General features: G+C 34.5%; 14 protein-coding genes and 3 pseudogenes. 4 read left to right on the top strand and 13 right to left on the bottom strand.

Annotated elements, in window-relative coordinates; translation table 11 throughout:
- Positions 1-15: 15 nt before the first annotated feature.
- Positions 16-766: pseudogene (locus AAGD20_RS06515) on the bottom strand (IS5 family transposase).
- A 107-nt stretch (positions 767-873) separates the two neighbouring features.
- Positions 874-1,187, bottom strand: a pseudogene (locus AAGD20_RS06510) (transposase); the annotation flags it as partial.
- A 91-nt stretch (positions 1,188-1,278) separates the two neighbouring features.
- Between AAGD20_RS06510 and AAGD20_RS06505 the strand changes: the two are divergent.
- A pseudogene (locus tag AAGD20_RS06505) lies at positions 1,279-1,875 on the top strand (integrase core domain-containing protein); the annotation flags it as partial.
- 171 nt (positions 1,876-2,046) lie between these two features.
- Here the strand turns inward: AAGD20_RS06505 and AAGD20_RS06500 are convergent.
- From AAGD20_RS06500 to AAGD20_RS06485, 4 genes are all read right to left on the bottom strand, one after another.
- Positions 2,047-2,622 (bottom strand): histidine phosphatase family protein, encoded by a 576-nt coding sequence (locus tag AAGD20_RS06500; protein WP_341748872.1) that lies wholly within the window; start codon positions 2,620-2,622, stop codon positions 2,047-2,049.
- Positions 2,609-2,743 (bottom strand): hypothetical protein, encoded by a 135-nt coding sequence (locus tag AAGD20_RS06495; RefSeq protein WP_341748871.1) that lies wholly within the window; start codon positions 2,741-2,743, stop codon positions 2,609-2,611. The genes AAGD20_RS06500 and AAGD20_RS06495 overlap by 14 nt, the downstream gene beginning before the upstream one ends.
- 242 nt (positions 2,744-2,985) lie before the next feature.
- Positions 2,986-3,480, bottom strand: a complete 495-nt coding sequence (locus AAGD20_RS06490; RefSeq protein ID WP_341748870.1) for a methylated-DNA--[protein]-cysteine S-methyltransferase — start codon at positions 3,478-3,480, stop codon at positions 2,986-2,988.
- A 56-nt stretch (positions 3,481-3,536) separates the two neighbouring features.
- Entirely contained in the window at positions 3,537-4,409 is an 873-nt protein-coding gene (locus AAGD20_RS06485) for a hypothetical protein (RefSeq protein WP_341748869.1), read from the bottom strand.
- A gap of 93 nt (positions 4,410-4,502) precedes the next feature.
- On the opposite strand from AAGD20_RS06485, the gene AAGD20_RS06480 reads away from it, so the two are divergent.
- Complete coding sequence (locus AAGD20_RS06480) at positions 4,503-5,255, top strand: IS5 family transposase (protein WP_341749482.1); 753 nt, start codon at positions 4,503-4,505, stop codon at positions 5,253-5,255.
- A 44-nt stretch (positions 5,256-5,299) separates the two neighbouring features.
- On the opposite strand, the gene tyrS is transcribed toward AAGD20_RS06480, so the two are convergent.
- The 7 genes from tyrS to AAGD20_RS06445 all read right to left on the bottom strand — a co-directional run bounded on the left by tyrS (position 5,300) and on the right by AAGD20_RS06445 (position 11,466).
- Positions 5,300-6,541 carry a tyrosine--tRNA ligase gene (gene tyrS, locus AAGD20_RS06475; protein ID WP_341749481.1) on the bottom strand — a complete coding sequence of 414 codons (1,242 nt, stop codon included), beginning with the start codon at positions 6,539-6,541 and terminating at the stop codon, positions 5,300-5,302.
- A 233-nt stretch (positions 6,542-6,774) separates the two neighbouring features.
- Positions 6,775-7,353: a hypothetical protein gene (locus tag AAGD20_RS06470; protein ID WP_341748868.1), complete on the bottom strand. Its 579-nt coding sequence runs from the start codon at positions 7,351-7,353 to the stop codon at positions 6,775-6,777.
- Between the two features lie 84 nt (positions 7,354-7,437).
- A complete protein-coding gene (locus AAGD20_RS06465) occupies positions 7,438-8,106 on the bottom strand; it encodes a glutathione S-transferase family protein (protein ID WP_341748867.1) in 669 nt (222 codons plus the stop codon).
- Between the two features lie 15 nt (positions 8,107-8,121).
- Positions 8,122-9,219, bottom strand: a complete 1,098-nt coding sequence (ychF, locus tag AAGD20_RS06460) for a redox-regulated ATPase YchF (protein WP_341748866.1) — start codon at positions 9,217-9,219, stop codon at positions 8,122-8,124.
- A gap of 258 nt (positions 9,220-9,477) precedes the next feature.
- Entirely contained in the window at positions 9,478-9,912 is a 435-nt protein-coding gene (locus AAGD20_RS06455) for a GNAT family N-acetyltransferase (RefSeq protein ID WP_341748865.1), read from the bottom strand.
- Between the two features lie 3 nt (positions 9,913-9,915).
- The gene (gene pth, locus AAGD20_RS06450; protein WP_341748864.1) at positions 9,916-10,560 is read right to left on the bottom strand and encodes an aminoacyl-tRNA hydrolase; all 645 of its coding nucleotides are present in this window, start codon (positions 10,558-10,560) and stop codon (positions 9,916-9,918) included.
- 294 nt (positions 10,561-10,854) lie between these two features.
- On the bottom strand, positions 10,855-11,466 hold the full coding sequence (locus AAGD20_RS06445) for a 50S ribosomal protein L25/general stress protein Ctc (protein WP_341748863.1): 612 nt from the start codon (positions 11,464-11,466) through the stop codon (positions 10,855-10,857).
- Between the two features lie 138 nt (positions 11,467-11,604).
- Between AAGD20_RS06445 and AAGD20_RS06440 the strand changes: the two genes are divergently transcribed.
- Both AAGD20_RS06440 and AAGD20_RS06435 read left to right on the top strand, forming a co-directional pair.
- Entirely contained in the window at positions 11,605-13,941 is a 2,337-nt protein-coding gene (locus AAGD20_RS06440) for a hypothetical protein (RefSeq protein WP_341748862.1), read from the top strand.
- 461 nt (positions 13,942-14,402) lie between these two features.
- Positions 14,403-15,053 carry a nucleoside 2-deoxyribosyltransferase gene (locus tag AAGD20_RS06435; protein WP_341748861.1) on the top strand — a complete coding sequence of 217 codons (651 nt, stop codon included), beginning with the start codon at positions 14,403-14,405 and terminating at the stop codon, positions 15,051-15,053.
- Positions 15,054-15,546 lie beyond the last annotated feature (493 nt).

Genomic DNA, 15,546 nt, shown 5'->3' with positions numbered 1-15,546 from the left:
CTGTTGACAAAATTTTTAACGTAACCATATTAAAGCTCCAACGAAATTTAGAAAGGCTAAAAAGGTGGCTGGGGCTTTATCAAACCTAGAAAATATACGCCTAAAATGTTTGATTTTACCAAAGAAACATTCAATTAAATGGCGTTCTTTATAAATATGTTTATCATATTCACGTTGTACTTTACGATTAGATTTTGGTGGGATAACAACCTCACACCCCTTATTTTCTAGGCTTTCTACAAACGCACTACTATCATATCCTTTATCACCTATCACCGTCGTATTCTGAACATCTTTAGTAAGATTTTCAGCCTGAGTGATATCATTTCTTTGCCCAGCAGTTAGTATAAACTTCAGTGGGTTACCCAACCATCAACGAGGGCATGAATTTTAGTACTAAAACCACCTTTGCTTCTACCTAAAGCTGCTTCCTCTTGATTACCTTTAATATATCCAGATGAGCAAGCATGTGCTCTTACAATAGTTGGATCAATCATCATTGATTCCATATCTACATCTACTTTAACATGATCCATTAAAGCTTCCCATATACCTTTGTCAACCCATCTCTTAAATCTGCGATAAACACTGTACCAACAACCATAATAATCAGGCAGAAGACGCCATTGACAACCTGTTCTAGCAATAAACCATATTGCTTCAATAAACTGTCTTATTTTTTCCTCATTCTTGTTGTGTATAGCTTTTTTTTCTTGAAAAATGATAAAATTGCTTCCCATGCTTGGTCTTCTATGTAATACTTCATATCGGTAGTTTCTTGGTTTCGATAACTAGAAACTACCATTTCTTCTTACTATTGCAACTTCTTTATTCTACTCTGATAACTTAACATAAAATTTTGTCAACAGAACCTAGCATCTTCACTCTATCTTTTTTATCTATCTCAATAATTTTTTTTTGAGGTAATTATTTTCTATTGTTATTTCTCCTATAATTTTGTGTAGACCTTCAATCTCCTGTAATACAAGCTTTTACTTTTTAATATACTCACTTTCTGGTATAAACACTTGGTATAGATTACTTAAAGCCTTGTCACGCCATTCATATAAATTAGTAACTGGAATCTTATATTCACTACAGATTTCAGCGGTTCCTTTTTTACTCTTTATTGCTTCTATAGCTATTTTTGCTTTAAATTCTGCCTCATAATTCTTCTTTATTGTCATAATATTTTAGACCTCCTATCCTGGTTATTTTATCTTATAAAAAACGGATCGCTCTAATTTTTTTGGTCTAAATTTATGGGTGCATTATAATCTTGGTTGTCAAGATGTTTACTATGTTGGCAACTTTAAAGGAATAGGTAAGGTTTATGGTCAAACTTTTATCGATAGCTATTCCAGGGTGACGGATGCCAAATTATACACAGACAAAACAGCTATAACCTCTGCTGATATGTTAAATGATAGAGTTCTACCTTGGTACGAAGAACAAGGTATTCCTATACTACGTATATTAACTGATCGTGGTACTGAATATAAAGGAAATATAGAACATCATGCCTTTGAATTGTTTTTAAGTATTGAAGGAATAGAACACACCGTTACAAAAGCATATTCCCCTCAAACTAACGGGATATGTGAGAGGTTTCATAAAACCATGAAAAATGAGTTTTATGATACTGCAATGCGTAAAAAGATTTACAATTCACTTTTTGAATTGCAAAAAGATCTTGATACCTGGTTACATTATTATAATAACGAACGTCCTCATTCCGGCAAGTATTGCTATGGTAAAACTCCAATGCAAACCTTTAAAGATAGTAAAAAATTAGCGTTTGAAAAAAATAATGAGATCTTGTATCTTGAACACTTATCTGACAGTCAAAATTTATCTGACAATCTAATAAGTTAATTTATGGGGTCTGTAAGATCAAATCTTGACTTCTACAGATAAGGCATTTGAGTAAGATAACTTATTGCAGGATATTTTTCTATAACAGAGAAGAAATTAACAGCAATTCCGACTCCTAGTTCGCTTTTGCCCCGTTTCTGTAAATTAACCCAATTTTGTGGGTACCCGCTCCTAAAATTGATTCAAAAAATCTTCGTCTGGCAACAGCCCCATAATACTAACTATAGAACCAAGACTCCATTGTGATGAATTATTATAGGTAAATACCATTACTTGTCCTTTTTGAATATATTCTAATAGATAGTTATTAATTAGTGTTTTTTGTATGGATTTAAATACCTCCAGGTGAGAGACAATTATCAAATTATCATGTTTCTTTAGTAAAATATCTAATATAGTCGTAGCTACTCTTCTATCAAAACTTGTCTCTTCCTCTGGGGTAATCAATTTATTATTATGCTCTCCAAAATACCTTTCATTTAGATTGCTGTTATAAAAGATAGGTAATTTATTATAGTCACTAATTATTTGAGCCGTTTCTTTTGCTCTATTTAAGTTGCTAGAGATAAGTGTTGCTTTTTTAGCATGTATTTTTTTTAAATACTCACTTATAGTAATTGCAGCATTTCTAGCTTCTTTTATTCCAGTTAAATTTAACTGATAATCTTTAAAACCTAGATGTAATAAATCCATATTCCAATCGGTACTACCATGACGAACAAAAATAAATTTTTTAGTTAAGCTCATTTGTATTACCTATCAATTCATACTCATCCATGCTATTTACACTCCACTTATGCTCTGAAAAACGAAAAGATACAATTTCACCATAATTAATATTAACATCGCTAAGACCCATAAATTTCATTATTACAGATTTCACACATCCATGTGAAATAATTAATCCGACTCCTAGTTCGCTTTTGCCCCGTTTCTGTAATTTAACCCAAAATTCTAGTTTTTTGATTAAATAGCTTCGGTATACAAGTTGTCACCACACACTAACCTACTCTCCCCTTCTACATTATTATCTGAACTTCCAATCAGTTTGGCATTTTCATCATCAAATATATTATCATTTCTTATATTATGATCTTTGAATTCTCTGTCTTATAAGAAAGGACTTGATTTACTCATTTCAAAATCAAGTAATCTTTGTTTAAGATCAAGACCGGAAGCATAACCTCTAAGTTTTCCATCTTTGCCAATAACTCTATGGCAAGGAATAATAAATGTAAAGGGATTATATCCTACTGCAGTAGCTACAGCTCTGACCGCAGTAGGATATAATATTTCTTGGGCTAGCTCTTTATAACTAATAGTTTTGCCATATTCTATTTCAACTAAGCGATTCCAAACAAGTTCTTGTAATTTAGTCCCATTAAGTTTATATTCGATATTGAATGAATATCTTGAGCCTGCAAAATATTCATTGAGTTGTTTGGTAGTTTCTTTAAAAATTTCTAAGTCATTATTCAAAAACCAGTTCTTTTGGATTTCTGGAAAGTACTTTTGATTTAATACATATACACCTGTTAAAAAATGGGTATCTGCTAATAATAGCAAATTGTCAGCTGCTGTTTTAATAAAAGAGTAATAAGTCATTTTTTTACCTATTCTTTAATATAACTAATAGCACATTATTAAATTAGTAATTTCTGCTACTGCACTTTAATATAATTATACATAATACGATATGCTACTGATCCAGCATAGGAACCCCATTTTTTTTGACAAATCGAATCAATTTGTGTACTGGAAATTATCGTAGGTAGTCCAAGCCACCAAGAGAATGCTTTTCTGATAATTAAGTCACCTGAAGGAACAACATCAAAATTTCTTAACCCTCTTAAGGAAATCCAGTCACTAGTCCAACGTCCGATACCACAGAAATTCATCAAAGTATTTTTTATTTCTTCTGTGTTATTCATAGTAACTAACCGCTGCTCTAAGTTATTTTGTACAAATTCATTAGAAATTTGTATAATTGCCTTGCTTTTTAATTTACTTATACCAATTGACATGATCTTATCTATAGATAAGCTTTTAATAAGTTCAGGAAGAGGAAATAAATAATAATTTCTTCCTTTGTAAGAAAAGAATTCACCAAATTTTAAGATAAAATTCCTTCTTAAAGAATTTGCTACATTTGCTGATATGAGTTGTCCTATAATTGTCTGAACAGTTGCTTCAAATATTGATAAATATCCATGTACACCAGTATAGTAAGTTAATACAGGATACGTTTTTGATTCTATATTTATCTTTCTAAAAAATAAAGGATCATCTAATCCAAACAATTTTGTAATCATTAAAGATAATGTTTTAAATTGATCTACATAGGAGTTGTCATTAAGAACTTTTATTTTTAAAAATTCTTTCTCTTTATAAACGCAAACAAGTAAGTTCCTACCATTCAAATTAATAAGTCTAGTAAAGACATATCTATTAACAATATTTATAGGGTCAGTGCTTCCTCTCTGAATTACATTTAAAGCATCGGATAAACAGAATGATTTAGGTTCTGTTGACAAAATTTTATGTTAAGTTATCAGAGTAGAATAAAGAAGTTGCAATAGTAAGAAGAAATGGTAGTTTCTAGTTATCGAAACCAAGAAACTACCGATATGAAGTATTACATAGAAGACCAAGCATGGGAAGCAATTTTATCATTTTTTAAGAAAAAAAAAGCTATACACAACAAGAATGAGGAAAAAATAAGACAGTTTATTGAAGCAATATGGTTTATTGCTAGAACAGGTTGTCAATGGCGTCTTCTGCCTGATTATTATGGTTGTTGGTACAGTGTTTATCGCAGATTTAAGAGATGGGTTGACAAAGGTATATGGGAAGCTTTAATGGATCATGTTAAAGTAGATGTAGATATGGAATCAATGATGATTGATGCAACTATTGTAAGAGTACATGCTTGCTCATCTGGATATATTAAAGGTAATCAAGAGGAAGCAGCTTTAGGTAGAAGCAAAGGTGGTTTTAGTACTAAAATTCATGCCCTCGTTGATGCATTGGGTAACCCACTGAAGTTTATACTAACTGCTGGGCAAAGAAATGATATCACTCAGGCTGAAAATCTTACTAAAGATGTTCAGAATACGACGGTGATAGGCGATAAAGGATATGATAGTAGTGTGTTTGTAGAAAGCTTAAAAAATAAGGGGTGTGAGGTTGTTATCCCACCAAAATCTAATCGTAAAGTACAACGTGAATATGATAAACATATTTATAAAGAACGCCATTTAATTGAATGCTTCTTTGGTAAAATCAAACATTTTAGGCGTATATTTTCTAGGTTTGATAAAGCCCCAGCCACCTTTTTAGCCTTTCTAAATTTTGTTGGAGCTTTAATATGGTTACGTTAAAAATTTTGTCAACAGAACCTAGGAGGCTGCCTGCGATAGATTGATTATGCAGAAAGTTTAATTAACATATGTTTCTTCTTACCCGCAGATATCTTAATAACTTGGCTGTCCTGCATAAAAGTCAAGTCAACCATCATATTTTCATCTTCGATTAGTTGATTATTGATTTTAGCCCCAGCCCCTCTAATGAGTCTACGTCCCTCAGATTTTGATTCAACAAGACCCAACTCATGAAGCAATTCATATACTGAAATGCCTAGAGTTAAACGACTCTGTTCAATATAGATAGTTGGTAAATTTACGTCAATTTCTCCTTGTTCAAAAACCTTTGTAGCTGTTTCTAAGGCTGCTATAGCCGCTTGTTCACCATGACAAAGTTTTGTTAAATTAAATGCTAATTGCTTCTTGGCGCCATTAATATCAGACTCAGCAAGTACGATAAACTCTTGCATCTTATCTTCCTCTAACTCGCTATATAATTTAGCAAATTTGACTACATCTTGATCTTCACAATTCCGCCAATATTGATAATAATCATATGGAGTTAACATATCTTCATTTAGCCACACTGCTCCACCAATAGACTTACCCATCTTATTGCCAGAAGCAGTTGTTAATAATGGCGTAGTCATACCAAAAACTTCATTACCAGTTAGTTTCCTGGTAAAATCAACGCCCATTATGATATTACCCCATTGGTCACTACCACCTATTTGCAAAGAACAGCCATATACTTTATTTAAATGATAAAAATCGTAGGCTTGTAGCAACATATAGTTAAATTCTAAAAAACTCATATGCTGTTCTCTTTCCAAACGTAATTTCACCGAATCCATAGATAACATACGATTCACAGAAAAAAAACTACCAAATTTGCCAAGAAAATCTAAGTAATTTAACGATTCGAGCCACTCTGAATTATCAATTAATATTGCATCATTTGTCCCAGTACCGAATTTAATAAATTTTGATAATGATTTTTTTATACCTTCAGCATTTTTGGCAATTTCTTCTTTTGTTAAAGATTTTCTTGCCTCATCTTTACCAGTAGGATCACCAATTTTACTAGTCGCCCCTCCCAGGATTACTATTGGTTTATGACCATATTGTTGCAATAGACGCAAAATCATAATTTGCATCAGACTCCCAACATGTAAAGATTGAGCTGTACAATCAAAGCCAATATAAACAGATATTTTACTATTGTTCATTAGTGTCGTTAGTTTTTCTAAATCAGTACATTGATATAAAAAGCCTTTATTCTCAAAATCTTTAATAAACATAATGATTTACAAAATAATAAAATTAAACAAAAAACTATATAGCAGTTACTTACTAACCTTACGCATGGCATTTAAAAGTCATATAGAAAATAGCTTGGCGTCATTGCGAGAAGCTACTTTAGTAGCGACGAAGCAATCTATATGTGGATTGCCACGCTCACGTACGTTCGCTCGCAATGACGTTTTGTACTTTTCCGAAATTTTTAAATTGTCATGGGGTTTATGCGTAAGGTAAGTTACTTACTCATTGATTGTTGAGTCCCTTTACCCATAGCAGCCTCTTTTATTGCCGAACCTAGATTAACAACACTCTTGGCAACGTCTCCCATGGCTATAGCATTGTTTAAACTACTTTTAACCATAGTACTAACTGCCTTACATGAACATTTTATTACATTCACCACCGCATTTAAAATCTTATTATCTTTGATGGCATTAATGGGTGCCTCAAATATTTTTTCAACTTTTTTTAATTGTTCTGTAGCAAAATCTTTTAAGCGACCTGTAAGAGTTAGTGAAGAGCTTAATTTATCTAGAGGTTTTTTATGATCTACACTATCAGCGAATTCCTTGAGTTTTTCAAATGAACTCATAAATTCCTCAAACACCTTTCCTGCTTTCTCAAATTCTAATTTCTTTACCCCAGAAAAAGCCTTACTAGCAGTACCAGAAAAACATTTACGTGCTTCCTCCAGATTCTTTTTTACTTCTTCTAGTTGTTGCAAGGCTAGAAAAGTACCAGGCATTTCTCCTACATGACTCTTTAGCTCTTCTGCAGACAAACTCTCTTGAACTTCATCTACTTTTTTACCCATAATTTCCTCTGATTATTTAATTAAATTTTTTATCCATGGAACTTCACTAGAAATTGTAGCAGAAAATTCCTCTTATCTCAATCATTAAAAATCTAAATCGGCGTAGCATGTGGGTGGAGTAAAACCTGGTATTTTGTCTTGTAGTAGAGAGCGAAAGCTAGGTCTGGATTTGACTATTGCATACCAATGACGAATAGATGACCATTTATCCCAGTTAACTTCACCGAAATAATCTAGAACGGAGATATGACAGGCGGCAGCTATATCTGCACAGCTTAAGGAATTTGATGCAATAAAGCTACGTAACTCCAATAAATTGGACATATAGTTCAAGTGATGTGACAAATTAGTCTTTGCTGCTCTAAGAAAATCGGTTCTAGGTCCCCCTAATTGGCAGGATGGTCTTACTATTTTTTCATCGATAATAATTTTTGTTACTTCGCGGTAAAATTTTTCATTAAACCAACTGAGTAATCGACGGATTTCGCATCTAATATCAAAATCTTCGTCCATAAAATTAAAATTTGGATATTTTTCATGGAAATACTCAGTGATCGGATAAATTCCTGCTATAATTAAATTGGATGCCTCTTGTAAGACCGGTAAAGTACCCGCCTGATTTAAAGACAAAAATTCTTGATTCCTCTGCCAATAATCCTCTTTAACCATAGTAAATTGAGCATCTAGTTCTTTTAGTAACACCCGAACCTGACGTGATAATGGACAAATAGGATAATGGTATAATTTTCTCAATTAACTACCCTTGATTTAAACATTGAACCTAAAATGCACTACATCTCCATCTTGCATTTTATACTCTTTACCTTCTAAACGCATTTTACCCATTTCTTTAGCTTTTACTTCCCCATTAAACTTTATATAATCCTGATAGCTAATGACTTCAGCCCGAATAAAACCTTTCTCGAAATCAGTATGAATAATACCAGCCGCTTTAGGAGCCAGTGTACCATTACTAAAAGTCCAGGCATGTGTTTCTTTCGGTCCAACAGTAAAAAAGCTTTTTAGATCTAATAAATTATACATTTCTCTTATAATTTTACTCAGACCTGTTTCCGCAAGCCCTATACTATTTAAGAACTCAATTTTTTCCTCTTTACTTTCCAAAACTGCAATATCCGCTTCAATTTTCGATGAAATGAGGACATGTTTTGCCCCTTCTTCTTCAGCTTTTTTTGCTACAAGCTCGGTAAATTTATTACCAGTAATCGCCTCATTTTCCAAGACATTACAAGCATATAAAACTGGCTTAGAAGTCAATAATTGCAATTGATCTAACATTTCTTTGCTATAAGCCTTGCTGATGCTGCGTACTGGCTTACCTATCGCTAGAGTTGCTTGAATTTCTTTTAATAACTCTACTTGATCTTTTAAAGCTTTATCGCCTGTTTTTAAACGTTTCTCAGCATTCGTTAAACGTTTTTCTACCGATTCAAGATCGGCTAAAATTAATTCTGTTTCTATTATTTCAGCATCATATATTGGATCAATCTTATTATGCACATGAGTAATATCTATATCCTCAAAACAACGTAATACGTGCAAAATAGCATCGACCTCTCGTATATGAGATAAAAACTTATTACCAAGCCCCTCACCTTTACTAGCCCCTTGTACCAAGCCAGCAATATCGACGACTTCTATATAAGTAGGAATAATTTTAGTAGAATTAGCAACAACTGCCAACTCATTTAGCCTAATATCCGGTACTGATACTATAGCCGAATTTGGCTCTATAGTGCAGAAAGGATAATTAGCCGCTTCTGCTGCAACACTGGAAGTTAAAGCATTAAACAAAGTTGATTTTCCTACATTTGGCAAACCAACAATACCACATCTTAATGTCATAAATCTAATATCATAAATTTCTATTCATATAGTTAACCCAATTGGTATTTACCATGGATTGCTTCGTTGCCACCAAAGTGGCTTCTCATAATGACGCTGGGGGTATATATACGTCTATTAGCGATATATATGCTCCTATATTTAAACGTCATTGCGAGAAGGCGTAAGCCGACGAAGCAATCCATTTCTAACCATTTTCTTGGATTGCTTCGTCGCTACCAAAGCGGCTTCTCGCAATGACGAAGTAATGCTAGGAAGCTATAAATCTTTCCTTAAATAATATACTTCCGAATCTTTAGCATAGCCACTTCTTATAAACTCTAATTTAAAGCCTAATTTTTCATAAAATGGTCTGGCTTGCCAATCGGTAGTGAATAAAGTCATAAATTTACAATTACGCTCTCGTGCTACCTCTTCCACCTTTGCCATTAGTAAAGTACCATAATTTTGACCACGAAAATTTTCTGAAACCCATAACGTGTCAACATATAAACAACCATAGAAACTCTTGCCATCTACACCAGCAACAAAATTTTTATCATTATCAAAACAGGCGAAGGAAAATGATTTTGTAGCATCAAGCCCCTTCTTGACTTTAGCCAGCTCATTTAAACCATTCTCCATTACCTTCATATATTGTGCATCTATGCTATTATCTGCATAGACTATCTCTAAATGTGATTGTCTCTCCATAATTTAAACTACACTCCTGTTAAATTCTTCTACTTTGCCTGAAAGCAATAAATGGAAATTATTGGTTATTATATCAATGGAACTGATAATAATTTTATATTCTTCTTTAGAGAAAGGAGCTAAGACGTAATCCGATACATCATCATACGCCGATGGTCTTCCTACCCCAATTCTGATACGGTGATAATAATTCCCTATACACTGATCCAATGATTTTAAACCATTATGCCCACCACTACCACCAGCTAATTTATATTTTATTCGACCAATTTCTAAATCTATATCATCATGTAAAACGAAAATATTTGGTGGGTTGATATTATAGTAAGAACATATGGCTTGTACTGCTTTACCGGACAGATTCATATAAGTTACAGGTTTTGCCAATAGTAATTTCTGTCCGTCCACTATCCCTTGTGCCAGTTCTGCATGAAGTTTGGATTTTGTATTCCAAGAAATTTTATAGTATTCTGATAAATAATCGACAGCTATGAAGCCAACGTTATGACGAGTATTTTGATACTCCTTGCCTATATTTCCCAAACCTACAACAAGTACACTCTTCTGATTTGAATATATATTTGAAGGCTTTGAAGAATTGGCTTCGCCAATAATTGAGGGATATTCATGCGTTTTTGATAATGTCATTATTACGACCTTTTGTCATTTCCACCCACTATTGTCATTCCCGCGTAGGCGGGAATCTAGACCCCGCACTGAAGCAGGGGTGACACTAAGGGCAGATATAACACAAAAACGGATTGCTTCGTCGTCATAAAACGACTCCTCGCAATGACGTTTGAGATGCATACACGTCATTGCGAGCGAACATATGTGAGCGTGGCAATCCATAAATTGTCATATGGATTGCTTCGTCGACCTACGATCTTCCTCGCAATGACGGCTAAAGCTTACACACTTCTCGCAATGACGGTTATATAATTATTTTGCTTTTACTTCTTCAGTTGCAGTTTCTTCAGTTTCTGCCTTACTACCCTTACGCCCAATGATAGTAGCAATAATAAAATCACTTTTACTAGCTAGCTGAGTTCCTTCAGGTAATTTAATGCCTTTAGCTTTTAAAGACTGACCTATTAGCATATTGCTAACATCAATATTAATATTTTTAGGTATATTATTGACATCACATAAAAGATTCATAGTTCTTTTGATGATATTAAAGAACCCTCCCCTTTTAACTCCTAAAGCTCTTTCTTTACCTTCGTAAACTACTGGAACTTCCATTGTTTGGGTTTTTTCTTCTAAATGGACAAAATCAACATGCCTAACTATGTCAGTAATCGGATGCAATTCTACAGCTTTTGGTAATACTTTATGGGTTTTGTTCCCCACTTTAATTTGAACAATGGATGATATAAAACCAGGCTTTCTATAGTGCTTAGTTATTTCTTTTTCTTCAATAGAAACAGCAAGTGGCTGTTTATTTGCTCCATAAACCACAGCAGGAACCATACCTCTTCTGCGTAGGTCTCTTGCAGCTCCTGTCCCAAATTTCTCCCGCATTTCCGCTGCAAGTTCTAATAGTTCACTCATCTTTTTCTCCCAAGAGATTTTAATAATATTAGGTAATGATAGTACTAAATGCTAAAAAATTCAAGTATTAATTTGACAAGTTGTTTGTCAATTGGTTACTATAGACGTTCATAGTAAAGTTATATAGGGAGTATTTGCATGTCAAAAGATCAAAATCAAGATCAAGGTCAACAAGAAATAGAAGCTGTATTATTAAAAGAAACCGATGCATTAACAAAGATGCAGAATGTTATAGGTGGACTCCTAGAGGCTAATAAACAACTGGAGGACAGTATACAGTTAAAACAAGAAGTGGAAAAGCTAAAAAAAGAAGCACCATCTTTACCTTGGTTTAAAAGACTTGTGCAAATTATTCCACAGATAAAATATCTTTTTATAAAAAATGATGAGCAGATCTCTGCAGAGAAAAGAGAAATTAACAGAGAGATACTTACAGATGTTGACGATACATTAAAAAAAATAGGAAAAAAATCTTCATCGTTACAAGTAATCATCGATAAAGAATTACAGAAAGGGTTGGATAAGATTTTGCAAAAAGAGTTATCGGATAAACAAAAAGAAACAGCAGCAGAATTACAAGAACAGTTGAACAACTTAGCTGTATCCCAAGAAAATTTTAGGGAAATTGTACCAAAAATTTATAATGCTAATGAAGCTGTAGCATTAATGCACGAAAGAACACAACTAACCCAAATACAAAAAGACATCACCAAACTGGTAAATGCTAATGATAAAGTGCAAGAGCTGATTGCTATAAAACAACAATTAGCAAAATTGCAACAAGAATTACCATCAACTTGGTTAGATGGTCTTAAACAAATTGTAACAAAAATCAAGCATATTTTTGTAAGTACTCCGGAAAAAATTCTAGAAAAAACCGTAACCAAAAACAATGAAACGTTACGTCATATTGATAATGCTTTAAAATTCACTGGTAAGAACATAGAGAGTTCAAAACTAGCTAGAAAAGATAAGTTGCATAAAGAATTAGAGAAGTTGACAGAAAGAAAGTTATCAAACGAGCAGTCCGATGCAGTGAAAGTTTTAAGTAGTAAAATTGATTTAGCTTTTTCCAGAACAGTTTCTATTTCAGAACCATTACTAACTACGATTGGTCAAGAGCAGACTCAGTCGCAAACCTTGCACTCATCAATGCCTAATCTACAGACGGTGCCACTACGTCAAGCCCCGCCACCACCTCCTTTAGCTAACGCTTCATTACCAAACCAAGCTGTTCAGCAACAAAACACAATACCACCAGCACCACCTCTACCTCAGGGTATAGGTTCTCAGCAAGCAGCCGGCTCTATACCACGACCAACACGTCCAGCTCCACCGCCACCTTCTACACATACTACTTCGTTGCCGGATATAAATGCTCCACAACCAGAAGAACATGCTAGACGAGCATCTATGCCATCGTCAACAAAACGGCATGCTCCACCTCCACCTGTACGTACTACGTCGTTGCAGAATCTAGCTGACCCACAACCAAATATTGCAGCGGAAACACCTCCAGCACCACCGCCGCCACCACTACATGTACCAGGCTTACAACAAGGTGCCCATCAAGAACCCCAAATAATACCACCGCCACCACCATTGCCACCGACAGCAGCCCAACCAGCTCCGCCGCCTCTACCAGGAGGGTTTGATCAACCGATACCACCACCTCCTCCACCACCGCCACCACCTGGTCAAACTAACAACCCGGCAGCAGCAAACCCAATAGAAAGGCAGGAGAATGCTCATGGACAGCTATTAGATGAAATTGCAACAGGGATTACTCTAAAAAAAGTAGAAATCGTGGATAAAAAACCCTCTCAAGATGATATGTTCGCTGCAATTAAAGCTGGCAAGGATGGTGGCTTCAAACTAAAGACAAAAGAAGAAAGAGATGCAATAGAAAAAGAAAGAATAGAAAGAGAAGGAGTAGAAGGTGATAAGGGTGGAACTAAAGCAGGAGAGGAACCTTCTATTGTTACAGCTCTGAGAGACGCAATACTTACTAGAGGAAAGGCAATACACGATGATGACGATGATGAACAACCACATGCTGACCTTGTGGAGTTTATTAATAATAAAGATATCGATCAATCTGCTCTTATTAATAAACTTGGTGCTAAGGGTGACAAAGATATTAATAGCAAAGAAAAGCTAATTGAATTTATTGGGAAAGATTTCAGGGAGCAAGATTTTGAGGGATGGGAAGAAGTTGATCAGGAAAAGAAACAAACAAAACTCGTTAAAAAACTAAAGGAACTTAAAGAGAACTATAATAATAAGACTCTTGACTTATCAGCTAAGCCTGTTGTTGAAGCGGTAGCAACAAAGGAAAATCTCCCTAAAGAGCTTCAGGCAGAAGTAAAAGCTATTGCAGCCACTATCCCTAAACCCGAGAATGTTACAGGAGCCAATAAGCTCCCTCCTACACCGCCTCCTCCCCCTAAACGACCTGTAGGACAGGGTAAATAGGCTGACAACCATTAAGACAGTCTAGGATTGGATTGCCTTCAATGGCACTAAAGTGGCTTCTCGCAATGACGGTATGGCGATAATCTAAGCCCCCTGCCTACGCAGGGGTGACAACTACCCTTCTGTCATTGCGAGGAGGTCGCCAGACCGACGAAGCAATCCATTTTAATCGTTTTTTGGATTGCTTCGTCGACCTAAGGTCTCCTCGCAATGACGACTTTTCTACTTTATTTTCTTAAACTAAGTCAATTCAGGGGAATTGGGTAGCAGGAACGATGGAGCGACGCCTATAAGTAATAGGCGAGTAACGACATCACCAACTTCTCATCAATTGACTATATCTATAGCAACTAATTCATTGAACTTATACTAAAGAAATTTTAGAAAAAATTATTTTCTTTTGTCTTGATTTCTTGCCCACTATACTTTAAATTATCTCTAACTAAATGGGTTTTTAATATATGATCAATCATCATTCTGTAGAATCTTCTAATAATAGTGTAACTAAGAAATCTTATAATCTGTATTTTGCAGGTCCATTATTTACTAATAAGGATCTTATAGGTAATTTATATTTAGCTTCTGCCATAGAGGAGGCATCTAGTGGTAAGTATAAATTTATACTACCTCAAAATTTAGAGCAAAGGGATACCCATGCTAAACACATAAAAAATAATGATTTAAAAGCTATAAAAGAAGCTGATGGAGGCATATTTAGTTTTGACGGTACAGACCCAGATTCTGGTACAATAGTAGAATTTATTCAAAGTAAATTTTTAGATAAACCTGCAGTATTATATAGAAGTGATATTAGATTGGGGGGAGATCAGAAAAGAACTCAGGGTAATCCTTGGAATCTGATGATGTCAAATTATCCGCGTGCTAAAGTTGTTATAATTGAAGATATAGTGATAAAATATCAAGACTTCCATAAGGAGCATTCAGGTGATGTACACAGTATATCAAAAGCATTATCTCTTCTTATAGCTCAGCCTATTATTAAGGCATTAGATGAAGTATTTGCTACACTGCCGTTAGTGTTGCCTGATAACTTAGATAAGAAAATGCTAGATAAGCACTTTCATATACTTAATGATTTAGATACACACTAGGAGCCTGTTGGAGAATAGAGAATTTACCATAAATACGGTCAATTTTTATTCTCCAACAACCTCCTATAGTCAATTCAGGAGGATTGGGTAGCAGGAGCGATGGAGCGACAACGTCACCAACTTCTCATCAATTGACTATACTATACAACCCCGTCATTGCGAGGAGGTCGCCAGACCGACGAAGCAATCCATTTTAATCGTTTTTTGGATTGCTTCGTCGACCAAGGTCTCCTCGCAATGACGACTTTTCTACTTTATTTTCTAAACTAACGCCTATGCACAATGACGTTGACCACATACGACTTTTAAACTCCCCAGTCTAAAACCGCTTCCTCTTCTAACTAACTATATAGAAAATACCTGAATAAAAAATAATAAAAATATTTTTCATAAAATACTTAGTGCATATCATAATTAGTATATACTATAGTCAATTGATGAGAATTTGGTGCTAGGAGCGGTGGAGCGACGACGTCACCATCAATTGACTAAT

Source organism: Candidatus Tisiphia endosymbiont of Sialis lutaria (assembly GCF_964026535.1).
Taxonomy (GTDB): Bacteria; Pseudomonadota; Alphaproteobacteria; order Rickettsiales; family Rickettsiaceae; genus Tisiphia.
The sequence above is the reverse complement of the archived record's forward strand: the minus strand, read 5'-3'. Positions and strand labels throughout refer to the sequence as shown.